Source organism: Desulfobacteraceae bacterium, assembly GCA_022340425.1.
Taxonomy (GTDB): Bacteria; Desulfobacterota; Desulfobacteria; order Desulfobacterales; family JAABRJ01; genus JAABRJ01.
This window is the reverse complement of the sequence record JAJDNY010000172.1, coordinates 1-24,857: the sequence shown is the minus strand read 5'-3', so window position 1 is coordinate 24,857 and position 24,857 is coordinate 1. Positions and strand designations below refer to the sequence as shown.

Below are 24,857 nucleotides of genomic sequence, written 5' to 3'. Positions count from 1 at the left end.
TTCTGACATCCACCCTTATAGTTAAAATTTATGATTCGAAACGAAATACCCGGCGCACCCTGGAGCAGCACCGGTCGCGTCGCGCCACAGGAGTCCCATGAACCCGTTTTTCAAATCCGTCAGCCTGCTGATAGCCGGTTTCCTTCTGGCCTTCTGCTGGCCCCAGCCGCCCGCCCACGCCATCACCATCCGGGAGGAGGAGGAGATGTCGCGGGAGTTTCTCAAGGTGGTGGGTGACCATTTCGAAATCATCAATGATTCCATGGCGAACGCCTATGTCCGCGAAGTAGGCGCCAAGGTGCTGGCAACGGTGCCATCCCAGCCCTTCAACTACCAATTTCACATCATTCGCGAGGATGTCTACAACGCCTTTGCCACCCCCGCGGGCCACATTTTCATCAACAGCGGTCTGATCGCGGCGATGGAAAGCGAAGAGGAGCTGGCCGGCATTCTGGGCCACGAAATCGCCCACGTGGTCTGCCGCCACATTTCGCAGAAGATCGAACGCGGCAAGAAGCTCCAGTTGGCCACCCTGGCGGGGGTCGCTGCGGGCGTTTTTTTGGGCATCGGCGGGGCCGGTTCGCCTGCCAGTGCCCTGACCATCGGTTCCATGGCGGCCGGCCAGTCGGCCATGCTGGCCTATAGCCGCGAAGATGAAATCCAAGCCGACCAGGTCGGCCTCAGGTACCTCAACGAGGCGGGCTACAGCGGCCAGGGCATCATCGACGTCCTTAAAAAAATGCGCACCAAGCAGTGGTACGACAACCAGCAGATCCCCAACTATCTCATGACCCACCCGGCCACCGAAGACCGTATCGCCTATGTCGACCGATGGGTGGCGCACCAGGAACCCGGCGCCCCCTTTCCGGCGGCCGACCCCTACCCCTTTCGCCGGACCCAGGCGCGTCTGATCGCCGTCTACGGCGACCAGGAGATCGCCTTGAAACGTTTTGAAGCGGCCCTGGCCGCCCGGCCGGGCGCCCCGGTGGCCCATTACGGCTACGGCCTGGCCCTGGCCCGCAGCGGTAACCGCCGCGAGGCGATCGCCCAGCTGCGTGCGGCCCTGACCTATAGGGCCCTTGACCCCTACGTGCTGCGGGACCTGGGCGGGATCTATTTTCAGGACGGCCAGTACGCCCAGGCGTTGAAAATCCTGCAGGGCAGCGCCGACATCCTGCCCGAGGACCCCGAGGTGCAAATCCTTCTGGGCCGGACTCAGCTTGGAATGAACCGCCTGGCCGACGCCGTCGCGACCTTCGAGGCCCTGCTGACCCGGACCACCGAAGACCCGCAGGTCTATTACTACTTGGGGCAGGCTTACGGCAAACTGGGAAAAATGGGCGACGCCCATTACAACCTCGGGGTTTACTACAACCAAAAAAAAGAACACCAGAACGCCGTTTTCCACCTGGAAAAGGCCCGGGAAAGCATCAACGACCCGCAAAAATCGGAGCAGATCGCGACCCTCCTGAAGATCAGCAAGAAGTCGGCCCTGCAAGCCAAGCAAGCGCCCGAGCGCACCCGGTAGGCACCCAGCGTGTAAGCGGAGGTGCGGCTGTGGGCGGCATTAAGGACCGGCTTGCGATTGAAATGGGGCGGGTCCCAAGCTTTGACGGTTCCGCAAAAAGTCCACTTTCTGCGCTGCGCTGCATCTCGAAGTCGCTGCAGCGTACCTAAGTAGTCCTCATTCCTCGAGATTTGCACGCCGTAAATTGAACTTTTTTCGAAACCGTCTGGTTTTTGACTTTTTACTGGTTCATCAAGCTTGATGAAGCGAAAGGGGTCAGCCGTTGCGATCGAAACGCGCGAACTGCATCGTGAAGGTGCCCCGCCCCTGGGTGGCCGAACGCAGGGCGGTGGAGTAGCCGAACATCTGGGAGAGCGCAACCGTGGCGCGAATCTCCTGGAGACCGCTCTTGGGGCCGATGGATTCGATCTTCCCGCCGCGGGCGTTGATATCCCCGATGACCTCCCCCAAGAAGGCGTCCGGCACGTAAACCTCCACCGCCATGATCGGCTCCAACAAAAAGGCGCCCCCCTTTTCGATGGCATCCTTGCAGGCCATCGAGGCGCTGACGGTAAAGGCCAGCTCGGTGCCAAGCGACTCCCGGGAAGCGGCCCCGGTCAGCACGGCCTCCACGTCCACCACCGGATAGCCCAGCAGGATGCCGCTTTCCAAGGCCTCCAGGATCCCCCGCTGGGCCGCGGCCAAAAAAGCCGCCGGCAGCCCATCCGCGCCGATCTCGGAGCGGTAGCGGTTGCCCGTGCCGCGCGCCAGCGGCAGCAATTTCAAGCTCACTTCGGCAAAGTGCCGCTGGCCGCCGACTTCGCGGTCGAAGAGCGCCGAGCCGACCGCCTGGTTTGCGATGGTTTCGCGGTAGACCACCTGGGGCTTGCCGACGTTGACGCGGGTGTTGAACTCGCGCTGCATGCGGCTGATGATGATCTCCAGGTGCAGCTCGCCCATGCCGGAAAGAATGGTCTGGCCGGTGTCCTCGTCCTGGCGCACCCGCAGGGTGGGGTCTTCGGCCATGAACTTTGCGAGCACCTCCTCGAATTTTTCCTGATCGGCGTGGGTCTTGGGCTCCACCGCGATGGAGATCACCGGCTCGTAGAACTCGATTTTTTCCAGCAACACGGGGTGGTCTTTGTGACACAGGGTCTCGCCGGTGGAGGAGTCCTTGAGGCCCACGACCCCCACGATGCTGCCGGCCCCGACCGTATCCACCCGCTCGCGCTTGTTGGCGTGCATCAGCATGATCCGGGAAAGCTTCTCTTTGGTGCTGCGCGAGGCGTTGTAGACCTCGGTGCCGGCGACGAGCTTGCCGCTGTATACCCGCACAAAGGAAAGCTTGCGCCCCTCGATCATCGACACCTTGAAGATCAGGGCCACCAGCGGCGCCGTTTCCCGGGGCGGACAGGAGATTGGCTCACCGGTTTCGGGGTGGTGGCCGGTGATCGGGGGGACATCCACGGGACTGGGCAACAGTGCCACGATGGCGTCGATCAGGGGCTGCACCCCCTTGTTTTTGAGGGCGCTGCCGCACAGCACGGGGACCAGCTTCAGCCCGATGGTCGCCCGCCGGATGGCGGCCACCAGGTCGGCTTCGTCGATGGCTTCCTCACCTAGGTAACGTTCCATGATGGCGTCATCGTTTTCAGCCACCGTTTCGATCAGCTTTTCGCGAGCGGCTTCGGCCGCTTCGCGGTAGACGGCTGAAATCGCACCGTAAGCGTATTTTTCACCGGCCGTGGTCTCTTCCCAGGTGATCTGTTCCATCCGGATCAGGTCGATGACCCCCGCAAAGCCGTCCTCGGCGCCTGCCGGCAGCTGGACGACCAAAGGGGTGGCCCCCAGCCGGGTTTTGATCATCTCCACGGTGCGCTCGAAGCTGGCGCCGATGCGGTCCATCTTGTTGACGAAGGCGATCTTGGGAACCCGGTATTTGTCGGCCTGCCGCCAGACCGTTTCGGACTGGGGCTCCACCCCGCCCACCGCACAGAAAACCCCGATGGCCCCGTCCAGAACCCGCAGTGAGCGCTCCACCTCGATGGTGAAGTCCACGTGCCCGGGGGTGTCGATGATGTGGATCTCGTTGTCGCGCCAGTTGCAGCTGGTGACCGCCGAGGTGATGGTGATGCCGCGCTCCTGCTCATCCACCATCCAATCCATCACGGCTTCACCGTCATGCACCTCGCCGAGTTTGTGGGAACGCCCGGTATAGAACAGAATGCGCTCGGTGACGGTGGTTTTGCCGGCGTCGATGTGGGCAATGATACCGATATTGCGAATCTGATTGATGCGTGTTTTTTTCATTATCTTATCAGCAGCATGTCAGCATTGAGAGGGACCGTGAGGGCGACATGGCCCGCAAGGGTCGCCGCCTCGCGCCCCTCGATCAGAATCTTAACCGCGCTGACTTCAGGTAGGTTCAAAATCAGCGTGTTGACGACGGCGTAAACGCTCAGCAATTCGCTGCGCACCCCGTCGGGGTGATGCTCCCGAACGGCGGCGGAAAAATCGACGGTGGCGGTTTCATCGGGTGTAACGAAAAGCGCCCGCAGCTCGGTTTGCGGCGGGAGCGTGGTCAGCCCGCCGTGCCGCGGCCCCCGCATCAGCTCGGTCACCAGCCAATGGGCCTGCTGGCGGGGATCGGCCTGGCGGGGCATCACCCGCGCCTCGGATGTCAACAGCAGGCCCTGGGGATCGGCGAAATACAGATGCGCCACCGTTTCGGCAGCCAGCGGGGCACGCCCTCCAGGCTCTCCGGGAAGGTCGGGATCTCCCTGGGCGGCCCCGGCCTGAGCCACCCCGAAGAGCAGCAACCAGAACGCCGTCAACAGCAATGCCGGGGCGCTCACGCGCTTGCGGGGTTTGGCCGGCTTCATGACGCGGGGGGTTTCCTTTTGGCGGTTGGGGCGCGGCCCACCGGTTAAGTGGTCGACGGGGTGCCGTCTGAGGGCAGCGGAAGCCGACCGGCGGCCGCCACTTCGGCCGGACAGCCCCCCCAAGGGTCTGCAAAGGCCCGCGGCATGGCCCTGGAGATCAGCATAATTAGGTCAATCCGACCCCGATGTCAAGCCAAGATGGGGTCCCCAGGCTCGGCGCAGCGCGGGTTTGGACCACTTCGGGAGCCTTGACATTCCAACTGCGGCGGACTAAATTGGCGCTTTAATTCTGCCGATAAAGACGGGACGGGGCTGACAGCGCCCCTGGCCCGGCCCTCAGACGGCCCGGCCGTTTATCAACCCTGGGAGATCTTCCATGAAACCAAACGCTTTGACCTCGGGCTTGTTGAGCCTCACCATGCTGTGGACCCTTGCCGCCTGCAGTTCCCAAACCACCCAAGCCCAGAAAGGTACGGGCGCCGGTGTGCTGATCGGGGCGGCGGCGGGCGCCGGCCTGGGCCAGGCCATCGGGCGCAACACCCAGGGCACGCTGATCGGCGCCGCCATCGGGGCGGCCGTGGGCGGGCTGGCCGGCCACCAGATCGGGGCCTACATGGACCGTCAGGAAGCGGAGCTGCGCAACGCCATGGCCCAGTCCGATGCGGTCAGCTTGGCCAGAAGCCAGGATGTTCTGACGGCCACCTTCAAAGGCGATGTGATGTTCGATTTCGACTCTGCCGCCCTCAAACCCGGCGGTTATATGGAGCTCGACCGGGTGGCGGGTGTTTTGAACAAATATCCCCAGACCACCATCCGGGTCGAGGGCCACACCGACACCCAGGGCGCGGAAGAATACAACCAGCAGCTGTCGGAGCGACGCGCCGAAGCCGTCAAAAACGCCCTGATCCAGCGCAACGTCAACCCGGCGCGCATCCAGGCGGTTGGCTACGGCGAATCCATGCCGATTTCATCTAGCCACGAAATGAACCGGCGGGTGAGCATCGTCATCGTGCCGATTCAGGAGGGATAGAAAACCCTTGGCCCCCTGATTTGCATCGCGGCAGGCGGGAAGTCGGCGCACCCTGGAGGTTGCCCTTCCGCCTGCCGGCTTTTTTGATGTGTTGAATCCGAGCCACCGCCCATGGCCACTTTGCAAGACCGCCCCTATTTTTTCGACCGTGGTCTGCGCTTTGCCTGTGTCCGCTGCGGCCGCTGCTGCACCGGGGAGCCGGGCACCGTCTATGTGGCCGCCGACGAGATCGGCCCCATCGCCGCCCATCTCGATCTGCCGCCGGCCCAGCTGATCGCCGAGATGCTCTATCCCTTTCGGGACAGCTTCAGCCTTCGTGAAACCGCATCCGGGGCCTGCGTTCTCTTTGACGGGGGGTGCCGCATCTACTCCGTGCGGCCCCGGCAGTGCCGCAGTTATCCCTTCTGGTTCGACAACTTGCGCTCGCAATACAGGTGGAAGCAGGCCGCAGCCCAATGCCCCGGCATCGGGCAGGGTCTGCTCTATACCCGGGCAGAGATCCTGACGATTGTCCGGCAAACCTTTTAACCAGCCGCTTGAAAACCGGGTGGCGGCCCAACACAGCGGCGCAAGCGCCTTTGACCGGCATCAGCGCTCATCGGCACCCCGCAACGCGGGGCTTGGGTCAAGGACCAAAGGGGACGGGCGGCAGGCGTGGCTGAAAAAGCGAGATCCTTGCCCAGACCTACCATCAAACGGCTCGCGCTCTGTCTGGCGATGCTGGCGGTTGCCGCCGTGGCCGGCCTGGGCGTCTATGTCGGCTATCTTGCGGTGCAGATCGACGGCCGCTTCTCCTCCCGACGCTGGCAGATTCCCTCCACCGTCTATTCCGATTCTACGCTCCTTTTTCCCGGCCAGGGCTGCAACCGCGACCTTTTCCTGGCCAAATTGGAGGCCTTGGGCTACCGGCGCGTCAACAGTCCCCCGGCCAGCGGCGAATACCGTCTGCAGCCGGGCCGGCTGGAGATTTTCCTCAACGATCTGAAAACCCCCAGTCAAAGCCGCGCCGGCTTTCCGGTCCAACTCACCCTGGTTCAAAACCGGATCGGCACCATCACCGACCAGCATTCGGGACGCGTTCTACCACTGCTTGAGCTGGAGCCTGAAAAAATTGGGCTCTTCTTCGGCGCCGCCCGCGAGCAGCGCAAACTGGTGGCCATCGACCACGTGCCGCGGCCCTTGATCCAGGCCGTTCTGGCCGCCGAGGACAGCCGCTTTTACGATCACCACGGGGTCGACCCGCGGGGGCTGTTGCGGGCCCTGTGGGCCAACCTGCGCGCCGGCGAAATCCGCCAGGGCGGCTCGACAATCACCCAGCAGCTAAGCAAGAACTACTTCCTGACCCCGGAAAGAACCCTGCGCCGAAAGCTCAAGGAACTCCTCATGGCGCTGGTCATCGACGCCCACTACGCCAAGGATGAAATCCTGGAGATCTACCTCAACGAGATCTACCTCGGGCAGAAGGGTTCGGTTTCCATCAACGGCATCGGCGAAGCGGCCGATTTTTACTTCGGCAAGCCGGCAGCGGCCCTCTCTATGACCGAAGCCGCAACCCTGGCGGGCCTGATCAAGGCCCCGAACCTCTATTCCCCCTACCAGAACCCCGACCGGTGCCGTCAACGGCGCGACCGGGTATTAAAGGCCATGGCCAAAAACGGCTGGCTGAGCGCGGATCAGCTTCTCCAAGCTCTGGAAAAACCCCTCGTCACGGCCGGCTTTCGCACCTACCACCGCAAGGCCCCCTACTTCATGGATTACCTTTCCGCGCAGCTGGGGGCCCTCTACCCACCCGAAGTCCTGGCCAGCATGGGCCTGTCGATTTACACCACCCTGGACAGCCAGATCCAATCCGCGGCCGAAAGCGCTCTCTTGCGGGGCCTGGCACGCCTGGAAAAGACCCCCGCGCTGCGCGACCGGCAGGCGTCCGCCAGACTCCAGGGCGCGGTGATCGTGATGCAGCCCAAGACCGGCCACATCCTGGCCATGGTGGGGGGGCGCGATTATGCCCAAAGCCAGTTCAACCGCATTAGCCAGGCCCGCCGCCAGCCGGGCAGCACCTTCAAACCCTTTGTTTTTCTGGCCGGCCTGGAGCGCTTCACGCCGGCCTCACGCCTGTCCAACCGCCCCCAGGTGGTTGAACACGACGGCCGGCGCTGGGAGCCCCGCAACTTCGAGCGTGAAAGCGTGCCTGAACTCAGCCTGCGCCAGGCCCTGGCGCACTCCGCCAACCGGGCGACGGTCTACCTGGCCATGCAGACCGGCCTGGAGGCGGTGGTGGCCACCGCCGAACGCTTCGGCTTCTCCACCCGCCTCCGCCCGCTGCCCGCCATCGCCCTGGGCGCCTTCGAGGTGATCCCGCTGGAGCTGGCCAGGGCCTACTGCACGTTTCCGGCCGGGGGCCTGGCGCCCTTTCCGCTGTCCCTCAAGGCGGTGGTCAACGAGGCGGGCGAGGTGCTCGAGCGGCGGCACATGAAAATCCAGCGGGTTATCAGCCCGGCCGCGGCGTTTATCATGAATTCGCTCCTGGCCAGCGTCGTGACCGAGGGAACGGCGGCCTCCCTGGCCAAGCACGGCATCAACTTTCCGGCGGCCGGTAAAACCGGCACCACCGACAATTCACGGGATGCCTGGTTCGTGGGCTACACCCCGGAGCTGCTGGCGCTGGTCTGGGTGGGATTCGATGACGGCGCCAGCATTCACGCGTCGGGTTCTTCGGCAGCCCTGCCCATCTGGGCCGACCTGCTCAAAGCGATCCCCCAGACGGTCTCCGGCGCCTGGTTCAGCGCCCCTCCGGGCGTCGTTCAGCGCAGGGTCTGCAGCCAATCCGGTCAACTGGCGCAGAAAAACTGCCCCAAGCCGATCAGCGAATACTTCCTGGAAAACAATGCGCCCACGGCGCCCTGTCCGCTGCATGGGCGCCGCAAGTCCTTCAGGAGCTTCTGGGATGACAGCCAAAACAGCTCGATCCACAAATAAGCTGCGCTGCACGCTGGCGGCGCTGGCGGCGGCGATTTTTTTGGCCGCCTGCCAGAAGCCGCTGGTGGCCCGCGTACCCAGCGATCGGCCGGCAGCGCCGCCGCGCCCGGCAATCAGGCTTCCCGAGCCCCCCGCAGCCCCGGCGCCCACCCCGCAGCAGATCGCCGCGCACCAGCTGACCGAAGAGGGGCGCAAACTGCTGGCCGCCGATCGCCCCGACGACGCCATCACGGTCCTGGAGCGGGCCCTGAGCCTGGACGCGGAAAACGGGCGCAACTACTATTTTCTTGGCGAAGCTTGGCTGCAAAAGGGGAATTTTGATCAGGCGCGGGAGTTCAACCGACTGGCCGAACTCTATCTGCGGGGCAACCCCAGGTGGCTGCAGTCGGTGGCGCGCCAGCGGGGCCGGATCGACGCCGGCGGCCCATGAAAGGGCGCGCACCCTGCTGCTGGGTTAGACCCACGCCCGCGGCAGGGCGGCGGACGACTGCCGGGGGTCAGGTTTCGTTCATGAAATCCTGGAAGAGGGGATCGATCGAATCCACCGCGATGGCCCCCGGGTTTTCCAGCGAAAGCATCTGGTTGGCCTCGCGCAGCTTGCTCAGCAGACCGTAGATCATCAGCATCAAAAGCTTGTTGCCGCCCACGGGATGCTGCTTGATGAAGGCCATCATGTTCCTGCGGGTGATCCTCAGCAAGGTGCTCTCGACGGCCACCAGTGCGTCCGCGGAGCGTTTGACTGTCATGAAGACCCCCGCCTCACCGAACACCTCTCCCGCCGAAACGGCCCCCACACTGACGCGGGTGCCGCTGGCTTTGCGAAAGGAAAGATCCACCTGGCCCTGGATCAGAACATAGACCGCCAGGCTGTCGTCGCCCTGAACAAACAGCTTTTCACCGGCCTGCAATCGAAGCAGATCGCAGAGCCCCAGCATGCGGTTGAGTTCCCCGTCGGTGAAATAAGAGAAGATCAGGATTTTACGAATCAGCGGCATCAAAGGCGCAAAATCTGCGGCAACGGCCATTGACTAGACTCCCTGCCTGCGGTGCTGGGGTGGACGCGTGACCAGGATTGCCACGCAGCGCGCGCCGCGACGGTTTCTTTCTCAGCGCCATCGGGCCGCGCCGGCTGCTGGGCAGCCTCCCCGGTGATGGCATCCGCGGATCCGGCCGGGCACCTCTCAGCCAACCACGGCCGTCCCCCGGGCTGCGGCCAGGTCTTGGGCCTGGGCGGCGGTAATCGCCATGACATTGACGACATTCTCCATATCGGCTCCCCGCTGAAGAACATTAAAGGGCTTGCTGATGCCCATCAAAAGGGGCCCCACCGCTTTGGCCCCGCCCAGGCGCTCCAACAGCTTGTAGGCGGTGTTGCCGGCCGCCAAATCCGGGAAAATCAGCACATTGGCGGCTTCCGCGAGCCGGTTGAAGGGAAATTCGCGGTTGAGGATCTCCCCCACCACGGCGGTGTCCGCCTGCATTTCACCGTCGATGATCAGGTCCGGGCGGCGCCTACGGGCCAGGTCAACCGCCGCCGCCACCCGCAGGGCGTCCGGATGCCGCACGCTGCCGAAATTGGAGAAGGAAAGCATCGCAACCCGCGGCCGAAGGTCGAAAAATTCCGCCATCTCGGCCGTCATGAGGGCAATTTCGGCCAGATCGGCGGCGTCGGGGTGGATGTTGACGGTGGTATCGGCAAACAGCAGGGTCCGGTCGCGGGTGATCATCAGGTACACCCCCGACACCTTGGCCGCCCCCGCCCGCCGGGGGATCACCTGCAGCACCGGCCGGATCGCCTCAGGGTAGGAACGCACAATCCCGTGCACCTGCCCGTCCACCAGCCCTTCCAGCACCAACATGGCCCCGAAGACGTAACGGCTGCGCATCCGCCGCTGGGTGTGGGCCAGCGACCACCCCTTGCGGCCGCGGGCGGCAAAGAGTTTGGCCACGAAGGAATTGTAGAGCGGGCTTTTGAGGTTGTCCAGGATTTCGATGCCCTCCAGGGAGAGCTGCAGTTCGTCGGCCAGGTTTCTGATTTCGGCTTCGTTGCCCAACAGGACCGGGCGAGCGATATTTTCCCTGGCGGCATGGTGCGCGGCCCGCAGAATGACCGGGTGGTTGCCCTCGGGCAGCACGATCCGCCGGGGGGCCTGCTGGGCACGGGTGATGATCTTGCGCAGGATCTCGCGCTCGGGCCCCAGCAGGGTCTCCAGGCGGTTCACGTAAGCGCTCTGCCCGGGCAGGGGCAGGCGGGCCACGCCGGATTTCACCGCCGCGGCGGCCACGGCCGGCACCACCCGCAGCAGGACCCGGGAGTCCAGGGGCTTGGGAATAATGTACTCCGGCCCGAACCGGATCGGCCGCCCCCCGTAGGCGCGCACCACGCTGTCGGGCACGTCTTCGCGCGCAAGCGCCGCCAGAGCCATGACCGCGGCGATTTTCATCTCATCGTTGATGGCGGTTGCCCGGACGTCCAGGGCGCCCCTGAAGATATAGGGAAACCCCAGCACGTTGTTCACCTGGTTGGGGGTGTCGGAACGGCCGGTGGCCACCACCGCATCCGGCCGCAGGGACCTGGCCTGCTGGTAGTCGATTTCGGAGTCGGGGTTGGCCAGCGCAAACACGACCGGCTTGGGGGCCATGGCGGCCAGCATTTCCGGGGTGAAGGCGCCCTTGACCGAAAGGCCCACCAGGACGTCCGCACCCCGGACGGCTTCCAGCAGGGTGCGGGCCGCAGTGTCGGCCGCAAACGCCGCTTTGTAGGGGTTCATGCCCTCGGTGCGGCCCGTGTGGATCACCCCGCGCGAGTCCACCACCAGGAGATGCGCCGGCTGCACCCCCAGTTTGCAGTAGATCCGGGCGCAGGCGAGGGCCGCGGCCCCGGCGCCGTTGATCACCAGACGGATATCGGCCATCCGCCGCCCGGTCAGGTGACAGGCGTTGAGCAGCGCAGCCCCGGAAATGATCGCGGTCCCGTGCTGGTCGTCGTGAAAGACGGGGATCTGCATGCGGGCCTTGAGCTGCTCCTCGATGTAGAAGCACTCCGGCGCCCGGATATCCTCGAGATTGATGCCGCCGAAGGTCGGCTCCAGACGCGCCACGGTGGCGATGAACTCGTCTGGGTCGGCGGCGTCGATCTCGATATCGAACACGTCCAGGTTGGCAAAGCGTTTGAAAAGAACGGCCTTGCCCTCCATCACCGGTTTTCCCGCCAGGGGTCCGATATTGCCCAAACCGAGAACCGCCGAGCCGTTGGTGATGACGCCCACCAGGTTGCTGCGGGCGGTGTACTCGTAGGAGGCTTCAGGGTTTTGGTGAATTGCACGGCAGGGAGCGGCCACACCGGGGGTGTAGGCCAGGCTCAGGTCGGCCTGGGAGAGGGTCGGCTTGGTGGGCACCACTTCGATCTTCCCGGGGCGCGGCTCCCGGTGATAGCGCAGCGCTTCTTTATCCAACAGCATCTCAGCCTCCTAAAAAACACCCAACCGCGCTGGGGTCACGTAAAAAAGGGAGCAAACGGGGACCTCTCGGGCCCGCCGGAAGGCATCCGCCAGAAGCGCCGGCAGAGCTCTATCTCCTGTGGCCTGCGGCGCTGCCATCGCCGGCGGCATCCGCCAGACTGCCGTCCGCCCCCGCCTCCGGCCTGATGATGATCTCGGCGGAGCGCCGGTTGTCCAGAAAGCGCCGTGCCAGCCCCGACAACTCCGCCTCGCTGATGGACGCGTAGTCGCGGGTGAGGCTGCGACTCCAGTCCAACTGTTGGGGGTAGCGCGCGGAGCCGGTCAACACCCGCTCCAGCCAGTAGCGGTTGGTCCGCTGCATCTCCCGCAGGCTGGTCAGAATCGGCTCCAACGCGCGCTGGCGCTCGTCGGCGGCGACCCCCTCGCGGGCCAACGCAGCGGCGATGTCGCGCACCTCGGCCGCAATCCGCTCGGCGTCCCGGGGATCAACCGAAACCATCGCCCGCAGAATCCCGAAACCCGGAAAGGCTCGGCTAGACCAGTTGTAGGCATGGGGGGAATAGGCCGCCCCGAGTTTTTCACGCACCCGCAGGCGCAAGCGGTCGGAAAAAACCTCGGCCAGCACCGACAGCCGGCGGGTGCGGTGAATGTCCCAGAAGTCATCCGTCGGGTAGGCCACCACCACCAGGCCCTTGGGGATGTCGGATTTTACCTCCAGCGCCAGGTGTTGATCCACCGGAAACTGCGGCGCCGCAGCTGCCGCCGGGCCCTTGCGGCCGGGCCGCGCATGCAGGCCGCCGAAGTAGCGGGCGGCCGCCTGGACCACCGCTTCAGGATCGAAATCCCCGACCACTGAGATTTCAAGCGGCTCGGTTTCAAAGGCCGGCATGAGCCAGGTGCGAACATCGGCCAGGGTAAGGGTCTGGAGTTTTTCGCGCGGCGGCAGTCCGAAGCGCGGATCGCCGCCGGCCAGGAAACGGCTCCCTTCAAGCTCCATGGCACCGTCCGGCGAACGGGACAGGGCCTCGAAGGCCTGATCGAAGCGCTGCATCACCAGACCGAAGGCCTCAACCCGCATCCCCGGGTCCTGCAGATGCGCATAGAGCAGCGCAAACAGGAGGTCGAGCTCCGCTGGCAAGGTCCGCCCGCGCAGGACAAACCACTGATCCTCGACGCTGAACTCCACCCGGCTGGTTTTGCCGGCCAGGGCCTGTTCCAAGGCGTCTTTGGTCAGCCCGCCGAGGCCGCTTTCGTTAATCAGCGCCTCGGCCAGCGGCGCCAGCCCCGGTTTGTCCAGCGGCTGAGCGGAACGGCCGTCGCCGAAAATAAGGGTGGCCAGCACTTCGCCTTCCTTGAAATCGGTGGGCTTGAGGTTGAGCTTCACGCCGTTGGCAAAGCTCAGACGGGTGACCCCGTTATCGGCGAAATGCTCCCGCCGAACGATTACCCCACCGGCGGTGGGCGGCGCCAGGTAGGGGAAGCGGGGCGTCTCGGCTTCACTCGGCCGGAGCACGGCCACGCTTCGGCTGGTCTGGTACACGGCCCGAATCGCATCGCGTGCCGCCAGGGTCGTATCCCCGAGGGGGGCATTGCCGGTCACCAGCACCAGGCGGTGATCGGACGGCCAGTTGCCTCTGAAGGCAGCAGCAACTGACTCCGGGGTGGCGGCCTGAACGGCATCGGAGAGCAGTGCTTTCTCCTGGGCGGGGGAGGTGAACACCCGGCCCGTGTTGACGCTGCGGATGATGCTGCGCGCCAGGTCACGGCTATCGCGGGTACCGGCTTGTTCCAGGGCCTTATCCAACTCGGATTGAAGGTCCTTTTTGACGCGATCCAGTTCAGCCACGGTGAACCCGTAGGCCAGGGCCTGGCGCAGCACCTGTTCAATTTGGGAAAGGGCCTCGGCCCATTTTTGCGGGTCGCAGTCCGCCGATATTTCGGCGTAGTCGAAATGTCCCAGATAACGCCCGGATCCCACGCTCGCGGCCGTAAAGGGGGTTTCCGGCTCGCCCAGCAGGGCGTCGAGTCGATTCTGGACCATGCGGTCGGCCATCTCTTCAAGCAGTTCACGGTGGCGCAGGGCGACGCTATCGGCCTCCTCGTCGACCCTGCTCAACACCTCGATGCTCACCCGGGTTTTTCCGGCCTCTTTTTCAAAATGGTGAAAAAAACGCTCCCCGTTGTTCTCCGGTTGGCCGGGGTCGGGATCGGGCTGGGGGGTGCGCCGGGCGGTGAGACTGGCAAACCGCTCCTGGATGGCCGAAGCGACCGTCGGCAGATCGAAATCCCCGACCATCACGAGAACCATGCGCTCGGGCCGGTACCAGGTTTCATAGTAGTCCTCGAGCTCCGCCCGGCCGGCTTTTTCGATGACCTCCGCAAGGCCGATGGGCAGCCGTCGGGCAATCCGCGCATCACCGAACGAAAATGCAAAAGAGGCCACGAACGTGCGGTAGGCTGCGCTGTCGCGGGTCCGCTTTTCCGCCAGAATGACCTTGCGCTCGCGGTCGATTTCAGCCGGCAGCAATAGTGCGCCGTCGGCGTAATCCCGCAGCACCAGAAGACCTTTTTCGATGCTGGCGCGGTCGCCGTCGGGCAGCAGAATGTCGTAGACGGTCTCGTCGAAGCCGGTATGGGCGTTGGCATCCGGCCCGAACTGCATCCCGATGCTCTGAAAATACTTCACCAGCTCTCCGGGCGGGAAATGGGTGGAGCCGTTAAAAAGCATGTGCTCCAGAAAGTGGGCCAGGCCTTGCTGGGCATCGGATTCCTGCAAAGACCCGGATTGAATGTTGAGGTGCATGCTGACCCGCGCGCGGGGGGTTCGGTTGGGCATCAAAACATAGCGGAACCCGTTGGGCAGCCGGCCAAAAGTCACCTCCGGATCCGGTGCCAGGTCGCTGGTTTCATGGGGCCAGCCGGGCCCCGCAGCCTCGCCCGGGGATGCGCCCGGCAGGCCGCCCAGCAAGCCCAGCAAAATGATCAGAAAAATAACCAGCGGCCAACGCTTGGCCTTGAGATATCGGCCTGCGGATGTGGTGTGGGTCATGACAGCTCCTTGGGAAGGATATTTCGGCGGTCAACGGAAGCGCGGCGGAGCGTCGGGCCGACCGCAACCTCCGGCCGTAAACACACCCTCAGCGGCGGAAAAGGGCCGCGAGCCGACGCGCATGACGGACAAGATAAGCGCACCCGCCGGGAATTCAACCGCCTTGCGGCCGGCCGACCCAAACGTCTCCGCTGATCGGCTGCAGTGCTTGGCTGATAAACCGCAGCCAAGCGGGGCGAGCCATCGAAGGGGAATTCGGTTTGGGTCTGGGGGTTTATTTTTCGCCCCCGGCGTGTTAAGCCCCGTCAGCGTGAGCGCGCAGCCTGGCCGGACCCGGCCGAACGGCGGAATTCTCGCTGCGCATCGGTGTGAGGCACTGCTGCGGTGCGCACTGAAAGACTCGGCCCCAGGAGTGTCATCATTTTCAGCTCCGGCCGCAATCCCCGCCGCCGGTTGCGGGGGCGCAGACGCTGAGACGATCCGGCCAACCGGAAACCCGGCTTGAAATTTCGATGACGCCAGAATATTCTATTCTGATAATCGGCTTTACGTTTGGCTTCTACATGGCGTGGAACATCGGCGCCAACGACGTCGCCAATTCGATGGCCTCCGCGGTGGGCGCCAAGGCCATCACCATCCGCCAAGCGATCTTCATCGCCGGGATCCTCAACGTGGTGGGCGCGGTTTTCATGGGCTCCCACGTGACCGACACCATCCGCAAAGGCATCGTTTCCACCGACATCCTGACCGATCCCCACCTGGCGCTCATCGGCGCGCTGTCCGCACTGCTGGCGGCCGCCCTGTGGGTCAGTTTCGCCACCTGGAAATCCCTCCCGGTTTCCACCACCCACTCCATTGTCGGGGCGATGATCGGCTTCGGCATCATGGCCGGCGGGACGGACTGCATTCGATGGGGCAAACTCGCGGCGGTGGTCCTGAGCTGGGTCATTTCGCCGGTTTTCAGTCTGATTATCGCCATCGCCCTTTTCAAGATCATCCTGAAGTTCATCCTTTCCCGTGAGGATGCCTTCCAGTCGGCGATCAGGCTCTCACCCGGGTTTATCGGCGCAACCATTTTTGTGATCGCCCTCTCGTTTCTTTTCAAGACCCCGCTGGGCAGCAAGATCGCCATCGGCGCCCCAATGGCGGTGCTCCTGGCCTTCCTGCTGGCCGTTTTTTTCGGAATGGCCGGCAAAGGGCTGATCCGACGTTATATCCGGGACCACCGCAGCGGCGTGGAGGAGATCTTCCGCCGAATCCAGATCGGTACCTCCTGTTACGTGGCCCTGGCCCAGGGCGCCAATGACGTCGCCAACGCCATCGGGCCGGTGGCGGTCATCTATTTTTTGGTCAAAACCGGGAATGTCGGCACAAAGGTCCCGGTTCCGATTTTTCTGCTGTTTTTCGGCGGTGTGGGAATCGCCTGCGGGATCGCCATGGCCGGGCACCGGGTGATGCACACAATCGGCAACAAGATTACGACGCTGACCAACACGCGCGGGTTCTGCGTGGACTTCGCGGCCGCCACCACCGTCCTTTTGGCCTCCAAGCTGGGGCTGCCGGTGTCCACGACCCACGCGGCGGTGGGGGGTGTCATGGGCGTGGGTCTTGCGCGCGGCATGGAGGCGGTTAACTTCGGGGTGGTCGTTCAAATAATGATCTACTGGGTGTTAACGGTCCCGGCTGCAGCCCTCACCAGCATGGTGATTTTCAAACTGCTCCGGTTTTTCATCTGAGGAGACGGTGATGCGTATCCCCTTCGTTTCAATGTTCATGACCTCGCCCTTCAGCGGTTTGGAGGAGCACGCGGAAAAGGTCAAAGAATGCGCCTGGATATTCCAGCACGCAATCGAGTGCCTCCTGGTCCAGAAATGCGATTCCTTCGAGGAATTGCGCAAAGAGGTCGCCCGGATCGAAAGCCAGGCCGACGCCATCAAGCGCCGCATCCGGGGCCATATCCCCAAAGGGGCGATCCTGCAGGTGGACAAATTCACCCTCTTCCGCTACCTGGGCGAACAGGACAGCGTTTTGGATGCGCTGGAAGATGCCCTGAACTGGATTTCCTTCAGGATCGAGCCCGGCGTTCCCGGGGAACTCGAAAAAGATTTTCTTCTGCTGGTGGATGCGGTTATCGACCCGGTGGATGAGCTCAGCAGGATGGTGGCCGAAGCACGCAAGTACTTCAGCAGCTATTCTGAAAATCAGCGGATGGTCGTCAAAAGAATTGTCCGCACCTTAAGGGAGCAGGAGCGCCTGGCCGATGAGGCCGAAGACCATCTGAAGTTGAGAATCTTTCAGATCGAAACCGATCCCATCACCGTATTCCATATGGTCCGCCTGGCGGAGATTGTCGGCTCCATCGCAGATCATGCCCAGAACGCCGGGGATATGATGCGGGCCATGATCGCCCGCTGATTCAGGGTCACGGTAAAAAATAATTCCACAATATGGCGCCGGATTTTGGTTCGTCACCAAGGCACATCCGTTGGCGCATATCGAGATATGTGCCGGCGGCTGTAACGCCGGGGACGGGCCAAAAGACAAGCAAGATGTGGAATTATTTTTTTTCCGGGGCCCTCAAAGCAGGTCGGGCGGCAGCCGCAGCCGCCCGCCTCACTTGAAGTACTCAACCTCGTAGACCGATACCCGTGTGTTTGGGTCTTTCCAGCAGGCGCCTGGCATGCCCCCCTTTTGACAGAGGTGGGTGAGGAAGGTTTCGACATCGGGCAACTGCTGCCAGACCTGGGGCAGAAACGTCGCGCGAGCCCCCCCCCTGGCTGAGAATGACCCCGTGTTTGCCGGGCTCGAGCTGCTTTTTCAACCCTTCCGGCTCCTGAAAATGCAGCTCCCGGGGGGGCGTCAGGACGCTTATTTCAATTTCCACGGCGGGCAGTTCGGAGGACTCCAGGGGTGTGAAGCGCGGATCGCGGAAAGCCGCGTTGATGGCGTTTTCAACAACGCAGGCCCCCAGGGCTTTGACCGGTTCAAGCGTGCCGATGCAGCCGCGCAGCGCTCCGTGTTTGTGAAGGGTGACGAAGCACCCCCGTTTTTGAAGCATTATCGGTGTCAGATCCGCCGGCAACGGGGGGGAGGCCCCCGTGTCCAGCCAGGTCACAATCGCCGAGCGCGCCAGGTGCAGCAGGCGCGCCTTCTCCGTCCGGGACAATGCCGCCATGGAATTCCTCGTGGTTTGTGGCTTCATCTCAGAAAGGCCCACCAGACATAAATGCCCAGAGTGGCCCAGGCCACCAGGCAGAGACTGTAGGCCCTCCAGTCAAAAGGTTTTTTGGCGTGCCCGTAAGGTGTGACCGGACCGACCTTTCGTCGGCAAGCATCGCAGACCTTGGCCTCTATGGGCAACTCGGTCAGACACTCCGGGCATTTTTTCATGGCGAAATGATCCGTGTTTTGCGCTTTTGGCCTCAAGAATCCCATTGGGTGTCTCTCCCTGAAAAGGGTGTTTCACACGCGCCGCCTGAAAAGGGGGCCTGTCCGCATTGGCCGGGGGTGACCAGGCCGATGCAAGGCGCCGCTTTCAGCAGCCACTACCCCTACTCCCGGTAGTTCTCCTCGTAGCTAATTTCACTTCGGCTCCTGATCTGCCCCAGCCACTCGCTGAAAACCTTGGATTTTTTCTGTTGCAGGAGCATCGCTTCGATATCCGCCTTTTCAGCCTGAAATCCATCGGCTTCCGGGGCCCTGCGGGCTTTGAAATGAATTACATAAACCCCTTCGGCGCCTTTAATGATATTTTCCGGCAGCGGGTTTTGGGCGTTCAACTCAAAGGCCGTCGCGGAGAGATCCTGCTCATAGCCGATTTCGGGAATAGCGGCATTGCGCTTGAAAAAGCCGGTTTCCATCGGCGTGAGGTTAAGCGGCGCGGCCGCTTGGGCGAGCGTTTTCCCCTGCCTGACTTCCGCCAGGAAAGCTTCGGCGTCCTTGGCGGCCTGTTCAGCCTGTCTTTCTTTGAGAAGATCGGCCCGCACCGCCGCCGCCACCGACTCCAGCGGTTGCACCTGGGCCGGTTTTTTTTCGGTGGTCTGCAACAGGTAATAACCATCACCGAAATCCTGGATATCGCTGATCGCCATCGGCGCCAGTTCGAAGGCTTCGGCCGCAAAGCGGGCAGGTTCCTTGAGATCGATTTCAGTCCCCTGGCGGGAGAAAAAACCGGTGGTTTGGACCGCAAGATTCAGGCGTTTGGCCAGTTCGGCAAGATCTTCGCCGTCCCGCGACGCCTCGTAGGCCGCCTCGGCATCATCATAGGCCAGGCTTTTGGCCCGTTCGGCTTTTAGCTTCTCAAGGATGCCGGGCTTGGCCTGATCCAGGCTTTGGACCGAAGCCGGGGTGATCTTCTCCAGCTTGATGATGTGCCACCCGAATTCGGTGCGCACCGGCTCGCTGATTTCGCCGGCTTTCATGGAAAAGGCCTTTTCCGCGAAGGGGGCGGCCATCTCCTCGCGCGTAAAGGCCCCCAAAAACCCGCCCCGATCCTTGGACGGGCCTTGGGAGTACTGCTTGGCCAGTTCAGCAAAATCCTGGCCTGATCGCGCCAGCTTGAGGACCTCGCGGGCCTTCTGCTCTGCCCTGGCAGCCTCTTCCGCGGTGGCGCCGGCCTCCAGTTTGAACAGAATATGGCGCGCCTCAGCGGTTTCAGCTTGCTCAAACTCGCTGCGATGCAGGTCATAGTACTCCTGGAGCTCGTCATCGCCCACCGTAGCGCGGTCGTTGTAGGCATCGAAATTAAAGACCAGGTAGGAGGCCCTGACCTGGGGCTCGGTCTTGTAGTTTTCCTGATGCTGATCGTAGTAGGCCTTGAGCGCCTCGGCCGTTAATTCAATTTCCCCGTAGGACTCCGGGCTGAAGCGCACATAGTCGAGATTCACCTCGGTATTCTGCCAATCGTACCAGGCGCGGGCCTCGCCCTCTGATACTTTGACATTGCCCAGCACAAACGCCCGCAACCGGTCGATGAGCATGGCTTCCTTTTGCTGGACTTCAAACTCCTCGGGGCTAAAACGCAACTGCGTCAGGAGCGCGTTGTAGCGGCGCGGGTCGAAGCTGCCGGCCTGCTGGAAGGCCGGAATTTCACGGATTGCCGCGGCCAGCTCGTCTTCGGAAACATGGAATTCCAGTTTCTGCGCCTCCTGAAGCAGCAGTTTCTGGTTGACGAGGGCTTCCAGGGCCTGTTTTCTGACCCCGAACATCTGGAGCATCTCATCGGTCAGGTTGCCGCCAAATCGCCCGCGGTATTGTTCAATCAGGTTGTTGTAAGCACGGTTGTAGGCCGCAACGTCGATGGGTTGGCCGTTGACCAGCGCCACCCGCCCCGCGCGCCGCTCCCGAAAGCTGCCCACCCCCCAGAAAATAAAGACGATAACAAACGCACCCAACAAGACCTTGATCAACCAACTGGTCGCGTAGTCGCGCATGAGTCTCAACATTTTATTTCACCTTTAGTTCAGTAATTATCGACGAGAGGCAATAAAGTTTTAATCACCGCACCATTCGGCAAACCCCGTGCGCAAAGCCGCCGACAGAACGCTGCGAACTGCCGGCGGACAGGCTGCGGTCAGCGTCGGGTGAGCCTTGACCCACGTCGTGACCGCCCCGCGGGTGGCGACTCGCAGCGGTTTTTCGGGCAGGTTAAGGGTCGCGAGGCCCTGGCGCCAGAGGATGACACGTGAACCGGCTGCCAAGGTGGTTGCGCATCCGACGCAACCCGCCAGGGCAGGTTGGAAACCGGCTATTTGACCAGAATATTGGGACGCCCGGAGCGTTCGATCTTGGTGCCCACCGTTGTCCCGCAAAAACGGCACCGGTATTCGTATCTGTCTCCTTCCGGAAGGATCAAAAACAGCCGTTTAATGACGGGGACGGCCTGTCCACACTGGGGACAGTAAAGTTCGGCGGCATCGAAGTCCTCGAAAAAACCCTGCGCGTCTGTGGGCTTCGGACTGAACCTCGCAGCGGCCGAAGGGGTCTGAAATCCGGGCATCAGCCGGCTCTTGAAATCACCTTTGGGTCTCATGATGCAATCTTTATTTTGGGCCGCCGCGCCGGCGGCAGGCCTTTAGTGGTTGGCCCAATCCTATGGAGAATCTCCTTTTTTGTCAACAAATTCGATATGAAGCAAGCTCCTGCGGAAAGTCCCGCAGTCTGCGCCGCAAGCCGCCGCCAGAGGCGGGGCGAGGCCAAGCGTGCGGGTCCTTCTGGCCGTCGATGGGTGGATAAAAAAAAGATTGACAATTCCGGCAATCCCCGCTAATAGAGCCTTTTCGGTAAGGGGCTGTAGCTCAGCTGGGAGAGCGCATGACTGGCAGTCATGAGGTCAGGGGTTCGAGCCCCCTCAGCTCCACCAAAAAAAATCAACTCGTTACTCCCTTTCAAGGCCCATATGGTTCACACGCGGGCGCGAATCTCAAATCAGCGGCCGATCCATGTGCTCAACCGATTGGCCGCTTTTCCTGACTTTCCCTGCTTTTGACAACCAGACCCATGCGCGGTGCATATCGGATAGTGGTGGCGCTGGTCATTCTCATCGTGGATGCCGTGGTTTTTTACTTGCCGTTGACGGCTCTTTTTCTGGCCTACATCTTGATATGGAACCCGGCTTGGTTTCGCGATTTTCTAAACAGCCTCGAAAAAAATGACGCCCCTTGAAAAGGTCAACTTGCGCCGCAGAAATTGCGACAAATAGCGCGGGCTTCAGGTTTTGTCACAAACACCCGGAAACCGTGGAAGACAGAAATCGGGCGCTTGCACAACCGCCCCGGTGCTGCGGGCCGCCCGACACCATCAAGTCATCCCGAATGACAACCGATAAGTTCTCCAGCACAATTTCTTGCGGAAAGCGCCGCACCGCGCATAAACCCTGGGATCGTTAACCCAATCAGCACAATACCACGTCATGCCGTCGGGCCCGCCCAGCAAAATATGCCCAAACTTCGACCGCAGCCCAGAATTGAGCGTTTCACCCCGCAAAAACGCAGCCGTTGCCGAAAAACCGGGTTTTTCGCAGCGACGGCCGGGGATGCCTTACCGCCCCAGCGCCGGCTGCGGATTGCCCTTTGCCCTTCAACCACACAGAATTCGCGCTTTTGTCCAGCGACGGGTCCTTGCGGCGGCATTCGGACGTGAGAAGGTTTTTTACCAATTGAGAAACGCTTTTCCCAAGATACAAGAAGGCGCCATCCCAAAAACTGAGGCCCCGACCAATACCAATTTAACCACAACCTATTTTTTTTATTAGACTTAACACCAAAAACACTCCCAGGGCACACTTATTGCTGACTCCTCAGCGCAACTTCACCCGCGATTTGGAGGAGGCAGAAAATGAAATGGCTGTTCAGCAGTGTGCTTGTGGGGATTTCGCTCTTTTCAGGGATCGCTTACGCGGTCTATTACAGCCCTTTCACTCCCCTTGAGGGATCAGTGCAGGGCCTCAACCCGGAACCCCTGGCCGTCTTTGCAACAGGCTGTGTCATGATCGGACTTGCCGGCATAATTCGCCGAAAAAACCCCAAAAAAGGGGCCGATGATGACGTTTTGAAAGATTAAAGAATGGATGAAAACAAAAAAAACGAGATTGAAGCCCGGCTTCGCAAGTTGATTGAACAAAGCGGGCGAACCCAGAACCCCAGAATCGAGGAATCCGTTGCCGTCGGAAGCTGCAGCGTCATTCGACGCCGTAAAGGGAAAAAAGACGAACGCATTCCCCACGCCAAACCCCTCCGCCTCAATCCCTGAACCCTCTGGGGCGCGCTTTCAACCTACCGCGCTTTGCGGACGCTCTGATCGGTCTGCAAGCCGCCTCCCAACCGCAGGACATGGCGGATACAGTCCGGCATTTCGCTTTCGAAATGGGTCACCAGCAGGATCTGGGTCCCGGCTTGGCGCCCGATGGCCTCGATGACTTCAAACACCATCCGGCGATTGGACGGGTCCAACCCCTGACAAGGTTCGTCCAGCAAGAGCAGCAGCGGCCGTTTCACCATCGCCCGCGCCAGCAGCACCATCCGCTGCTGACCCTGGGAAAGGTGGGCGAAAGGCTTTGGGGCCAGGTCTTCGATCCCCAGCAAGGCCAACCAGCCCAAAGCGGCCCGACGCTGCTCGCGCTCGGCGATCCGGTAGAGCCCGATGGAACTGTAAAACCCGGAGACCACCACGGATAAAGCCGCAATTTCCGCCCGGTAGCCCACCTGAAGCTCGAAGGATACCAGACCGATTTTTTCTTTGATCTCCCAGATGCTCTCACCGCTGCCCCGGCGCCTGCCGAACAGATAAATTTCATTGGCGTACGCCTGGAGATGATCACCGCTGATCATTTTGACCAGCGTGGTCTTGCCTGATCCGTTGGGGCCCACCAAGGCCCAATTTTCACCCCTTCGGATGACCCAGTCGAGATTTTCAACCACCGTCAGCGGGCCATGGCGGACCGTTATCTTTCGCATCTCAACCAGGGGTTGCCGCCCGCCCCATTCCCGTGCGGCCGAGCGGGGTGATCCAGAAACCCGCCCACGGCCGGCGGCCGCCGCCGGCGCGCCATACAACCGATCGAGAAATGCCGCCTTCAGAAGTGATGCGCGGGAGCCGCTGAACATCACCCGCCCCTCTTTCAGCCCAAGGACGTGGGAGACGCCCTGGGGAATTTCCTCCAAACGGTTGGTTGCCAGAATCACCGTCAAGCCGGCGCGCATCAAGACGTCCACCATGGCGGCGAGGTCTTCCCGGGCACCGCGGTCGAGCCCGTCGAAGGGCTCATCGAGAATCAGCAGGCCCGGCTTTCCCACCAGCGCCCGGGCGATCAGCACCTTGCGCATCTCACCGGTTGAAAGCGCCCGTATCTCGCGGTCCATCAGATGTCCGATTTTGAGGCGCCCGATGAGACCGGGGCCCTGCAGCATGCCTTGCTCCCCTTCGCCATCGGGAAAAACGAGGCTTCGAACCGGAAGCCCGCGACTGAAATCGCGGCTGAAATACCGGGCTTGGTCCCGGTCGGCATCCTGTTGCAGAATCCGACGCTGGAGATCGAAGGAGATATAACCGACCGCACTGCGGCGCGCCATCTCGTCTGACCGGTAAGTTCGTCCGGCCACTGCCGCCACTCGCCCGGCGACCGCCGCTAGCAAGGTGGATTTGCCGGCGCCGTTGGGTCCCAGTACAACCCATTGCTCCCCCCGCCTGACCCGCCAGGTAACCCCCTCGAGAATGCGGCTTCGGCCAATTCGCAGGGAGACCGCCTCGAAAGCGATCAGGGCCGCCGGCGCCGGCCCGCTTGCCCACCGCCTGTGCTCTGATAACATATTTCAAATTTCCTCAAATCGATGGCAGCCGCGGCACCTCATCGCCGCCCCACAGCCCCGGAAAGGATACCGGTGTTTTGCACCCGATTTATTTCTATAGCGCTTTCCAGCGCTTCGGCCAACCCTCTTGAGACGCAGCCAGCATCTTGTTGCGGGGCGGCAATGGGTGATGGCAGCCCCTGGCACGCGATTTCCCGGCAAAGGGGCGGCGAAGTCCTCCGGGCGAATCGGTGCTGTGGGCTTGAGGACCCCGGAAAAAAAAGATTTTTTTGTTGACAAGTCCAAAAGGTCCGTGTAGTTATCTCTGGTTTTGGTGAAGGCGGTTCGGATTCACCGAAAATCGGTGCGAAAAAACTTTTTTCAGTTGACAACAGGTCAACTGCCCTGTAAAGAAGCCTGGCTTTTTTTGAATTCAAAAAAAGCGCTTGCCAAAAAAGTTTTCGCGCTTAATTTGGTGTTTTGGCCCATTGGGTCGAGCGATTTGATCTTTGAAAACTGGGTAGTGGGAGAGAAGAGAGGGTCAAGAGTCAATTCTCGGTCGATTTATTGGCCGCAGAGGGTTTAATTGGAGAGTTTGATCCTGGCTCAGAATGAACGCTGGCGGCGTGCTTAACACATGCAAGTCGCACGAGAACGCTTTAGCTTGC

The 24,857-nt window shown here is 62.1% G+C and carries 18 protein-coding genes, 1 tRNA gene, 1 rRNA gene and 2 pseudogenes; 12 read left to right on the top strand and 10 right to left on the bottom strand.

The genetic code is table 11. The features are described 5' to 3' along the window. Positions 1-97: 97 nt before the first annotated feature. Positions 98-1,528 carry a M48 family metalloprotease gene (locus tag LJE63_15475; GenBank protein ID MCG6908002.1) on the top strand — a complete coding sequence of 477 codons (1,431 nt, stop codon included), beginning with the start codon at positions 98-100 and terminating at the stop codon, positions 1,526-1,528. Positions 1,529-1,783: 255 nt separating this feature from the next. Here LJE63_15475 and fusA read toward each other — a convergent pair whose 3' ends face one another. Both fusA and LJE63_15465 read right to left on the bottom strand, forming a co-directional pair. Continuing rightward, the gene (gene fusA / locus LJE63_15470) at positions 1,784-3,817 is read right to left on the bottom strand and encodes an elongation factor G (GenBank protein MCG6908001.1); all 2,034 of its coding nucleotides are present in this window, start codon (positions 3,815-3,817) and stop codon (positions 1,784-1,786) included. Beyond that, complete coding sequence (locus LJE63_15465) at positions 3,817-4,389, bottom strand: GerMN domain-containing protein (protein MCG6908000.1); 573 nt, start codon at positions 4,387-4,389, stop codon at positions 3,817-3,819. Before LJE63_15465 ends, fusA begins: the two co-directional genes overlap by 1 nt. Before the next feature lie 376 nt (positions 4,390-4,765). Between LJE63_15465 and LJE63_15460 the strand changes: the two genes are divergently transcribed. The 4 genes from LJE63_15460 (at position 4,766) to LJE63_15445 (ending at position 8,825) form a co-directional block, all read left to right on the top strand. Next, positions 4,766-5,419 carry an OmpA family protein gene (locus LJE63_15460; protein MCG6907999.1) on the top strand — a complete coding sequence of 218 codons (654 nt, stop codon included), beginning with the start codon at positions 4,766-4,768 and terminating at the stop codon, positions 5,417-5,419. A gap of 111 nt (positions 5,420-5,530) precedes the next feature. Further along, positions 5,531-5,947 (top strand): YkgJ family cysteine cluster protein, encoded by a 417-nt coding sequence (locus LJE63_15455; protein ID MCG6907998.1) that lies wholly within the window; start codon positions 5,531-5,533, stop codon positions 5,945-5,947. 147 nt (positions 5,948-6,094) lie between these two features. After that, positions 6,095-8,395 (top strand): PBP1A family penicillin-binding protein, encoded by a 2,301-nt coding sequence (locus tag LJE63_15450; protein MCG6907997.1) that lies wholly within the window; start codon positions 6,095-6,097, stop codon positions 8,393-8,395. After that, positions 8,364-8,825 (top strand): tetratricopeptide repeat protein, encoded by a 462-nt coding sequence (locus LJE63_15445; GenBank protein ID MCG6907996.1) that lies wholly within the window; start codon positions 8,364-8,366, stop codon positions 8,823-8,825. The genes LJE63_15450 and LJE63_15445 overlap by 32 nt, the downstream gene beginning before the upstream one ends. A gap of 67 nt (positions 8,826-8,892) precedes the next feature. Here the strand turns inward: LJE63_15445 and LJE63_15440 are convergent, their stop codons facing one another. From LJE63_15440 to LJE63_15425, 4 genes and pseudogenes are all read right to left on the bottom strand, one after another. Next, positions 8,893-9,420 (bottom strand): cyclic nucleotide-binding domain-containing protein, encoded by a 528-nt coding sequence (locus LJE63_15440; protein ID MCG6907995.1) that lies wholly within the window; start codon positions 9,418-9,420, stop codon positions 8,893-8,895. 156 nt (positions 9,421-9,576) lie between these two features. Beyond that, positions 9,577-10,617, bottom strand: coding sequence for a phosphotransacetylase (locus LJE63_15435; GenBank protein ID MCG6907994.1), 1,041 nt, complete (start codon positions 10,615-10,617; stop codon positions 9,577-9,579). Between the two features lie 18 nt (positions 10,618-10,635). Continuing rightward, a pseudogene (locus tag LJE63_15430) lies at positions 10,636-11,856 on the bottom strand (NADP-dependent malic enzyme). Positions 11,857-11,965: 109 nt separating this feature from the next. Beyond that, entirely contained in the window at positions 11,966-14,905 is a 2,940-nt protein-coding gene (locus LJE63_15425) for an insulinase family protein (GenBank protein MCG6907993.1), read from the bottom strand. 512 nt (positions 14,906-15,417) lie between these two features. Here LJE63_15425 and LJE63_15420 point away from each other — a divergent pair. Beyond that, on the top strand, positions 15,418-16,641 hold the full coding sequence (locus LJE63_15420) for an inorganic phosphate transporter (GenBank protein MCG6907992.1): 1,224 nt from the start codon (positions 15,418-15,420) through the stop codon (positions 16,639-16,641). A gap of 10 nt (positions 16,642-16,651) precedes the next feature. Next, on the top strand, positions 16,652-17,320 hold the full coding sequence (locus LJE63_15415; GenBank protein MCG6907991.1) for a TIGR00153 family protein: 669 nt from the start codon (positions 16,652-16,654) through the stop codon (positions 17,318-17,320). 198 nt (positions 17,321-17,518) lie between these two features. On the opposite strand, the pseudogene amrA reads toward LJE63_15415, so the two are convergent. The 3 genes and pseudogenes from amrA to LJE63_15400 all read right to left on the bottom strand — a co-directional run bounded on the left by amrA (position 17,519) and on the right by LJE63_15400 (position 20,349). After that, positions 17,519-18,080, bottom strand: a pseudogene (amrA, locus tag LJE63_15410) (AmmeMemoRadiSam system protein A). Between the two features lie 23 nt (positions 18,081-18,103). Beyond that, positions 18,104-18,295 (bottom strand): hypothetical protein, encoded by a 192-nt coding sequence (locus LJE63_15405; protein ID MCG6907990.1) that lies wholly within the window; start codon positions 18,293-18,295, stop codon positions 18,104-18,106. Positions 18,296-18,456: 161 nt separating this feature from the next. Then, positions 18,457-20,349, bottom strand: coding sequence for a SurA N-terminal domain-containing protein (locus LJE63_15400; protein ID MCG6907989.1), 1,893 nt, complete (start codon positions 20,347-20,349; stop codon positions 18,457-18,459). 239 nt (positions 20,350-20,588) lie between these two features. Between LJE63_15400 and LJE63_15395 the strand changes: the two genes are divergently transcribed. The 4 genes from LJE63_15395 (at position 20,589) to LJE63_15380 (ending at position 22,654) form a co-directional block, all read left to right on the top strand. Then, the gene (locus LJE63_15395; GenBank protein MCG6907988.1) at positions 20,589-21,173 is read left to right on the top strand and encodes a hypothetical protein; all 585 of its coding nucleotides are present in this window, start codon (positions 20,589-20,591) and stop codon (positions 21,171-21,173) included. Between the two features lie 17 nt (positions 21,174-21,190). Next, a tRNA-Ala gene (locus tag LJE63_15390) sits at positions 21,191-21,266 on the top strand. 974 nt (positions 21,267-22,240) lie between these two features. Continuing rightward, positions 22,241-22,465, top strand: a complete 225-nt coding sequence (locus LJE63_15385; GenBank protein ID MCG6907987.1) for a hypothetical protein — start codon at positions 22,241-22,243, stop codon at positions 22,463-22,465. A 3-nt stretch (positions 22,466-22,468) separates the two neighbouring features. Then, positions 22,469-22,654 (top strand): hypothetical protein, encoded by a 186-nt coding sequence (locus LJE63_15380; protein ID MCG6907986.1) that lies wholly within the window; start codon positions 22,469-22,471, stop codon positions 22,652-22,654. 23 nt (positions 22,655-22,677) lie between these two features. Here LJE63_15380 and LJE63_15375 read toward each other — a convergent pair whose 3' ends face one another. Beyond that, positions 22,678-24,210, bottom strand: coding sequence for an ATP-binding cassette domain-containing protein (locus LJE63_15375; protein MCG6907985.1), 1,533 nt, complete (start codon positions 24,208-24,210; stop codon positions 22,678-22,680). Positions 24,211-24,772: 562 nt separating this feature from the next. Between LJE63_15375 and LJE63_15370 the strand changes: the two genes are divergently transcribed. Beyond that, positions 24,773-24,857, top strand: a 16S ribosomal RNA gene (locus LJE63_15370); the annotation flags it as partial.

Bases quoted from the DNA above. Each gene is read 5' to 3' on its own strand.
- LJE63_15475 (MCG6908002.1), top strand. From the start codon at position 98: ATGAACCCGTTTTTCAAATCCGTCAGCCTGCTGATAGCCGGTTTCCTT.
- fusA (MCG6908001.1), bottom strand. From the start codon at position 3,817: ATGAAAAAAACACGCATCAATCAGATTCGCAATATCGGTATCATTGCC.
- LJE63_15465 (MCG6908000.1), bottom strand. From the start codon at position 4,389: ATGAAGCCGGCCAAACCCCGCAAGCGCGTGAGCGCCCCGGCATTGCTG.
- LJE63_15460 (MCG6907999.1), top strand. From the start codon at position 4,766: ATGAAACCAAACGCTTTGACCTCGGGCTTGTTGAGCCTCACCATGCTG.
- LJE63_15455 (MCG6907998.1), top strand. From the start codon at position 5,531: ATGGCCACTTTGCAAGACCGCCCCTATTTTTTCGACCGTGGTCTGCGC.
- LJE63_15445 (MCG6907996.1), top strand. From the start codon at position 8,364: ATGACAGCCAAAACAGCTCGATCCACAAATAAGCTGCGCTGCACGCTG.
- LJE63_15440 (MCG6907995.1), bottom strand. From the start codon at position 9,420: ATGGCCGTTGCCGCAGATTTTGCGCCTTTGATGCCGCTGATTCGTAAA.
- LJE63_15425 (MCG6907993.1), bottom strand. From the start codon at position 14,905: ATGACCCACACCACATCCGCAGGCCGATATCTCAAGGCCAAGCGTTGG.
- LJE63_15420 (MCG6907992.1), top strand. From the start codon at position 15,418: ATGACGCCAGAATATTCTATTCTGATAATCGGCTTTACGTTTGGCTTC.
- LJE63_15415 (MCG6907991.1), top strand. From the start codon at position 16,652: ATGCGTATCCCCTTCGTTTCAATGTTCATGACCTCGCCCTTCAGCGGT.
- LJE63_15405 (MCG6907990.1), bottom strand. From the start codon at position 18,295: ATGAAAAAATGCCCGGAGTGTCTGACCGAGTTGCCCATAGAGGCCAAG.
- LJE63_15400 (MCG6907989.1), bottom strand. From the start codon at position 20,349: ATGTTGAGACTCATGCGCGACTACGCGACCAGTTGGTTGATCAAGGTC.
- LJE63_15385 (MCG6907987.1), top strand. From the start codon at position 22,241: ATGAAATGGCTGTTCAGCAGTGTGCTTGTGGGGATTTCGCTCTTTTCA.
- LJE63_15380 (MCG6907986.1), top strand. From the start codon at position 22,469: ATGGATGAAAACAAAAAAAACGAGATTGAAGCCCGGCTTCGCAAGTTG.
- LJE63_15375 (MCG6907985.1), bottom strand. From the start codon at position 24,210: ATGTTATCAGAGCACAGGCGGTGGGCAAGCGGGCCGGCGCCGGCGGCC.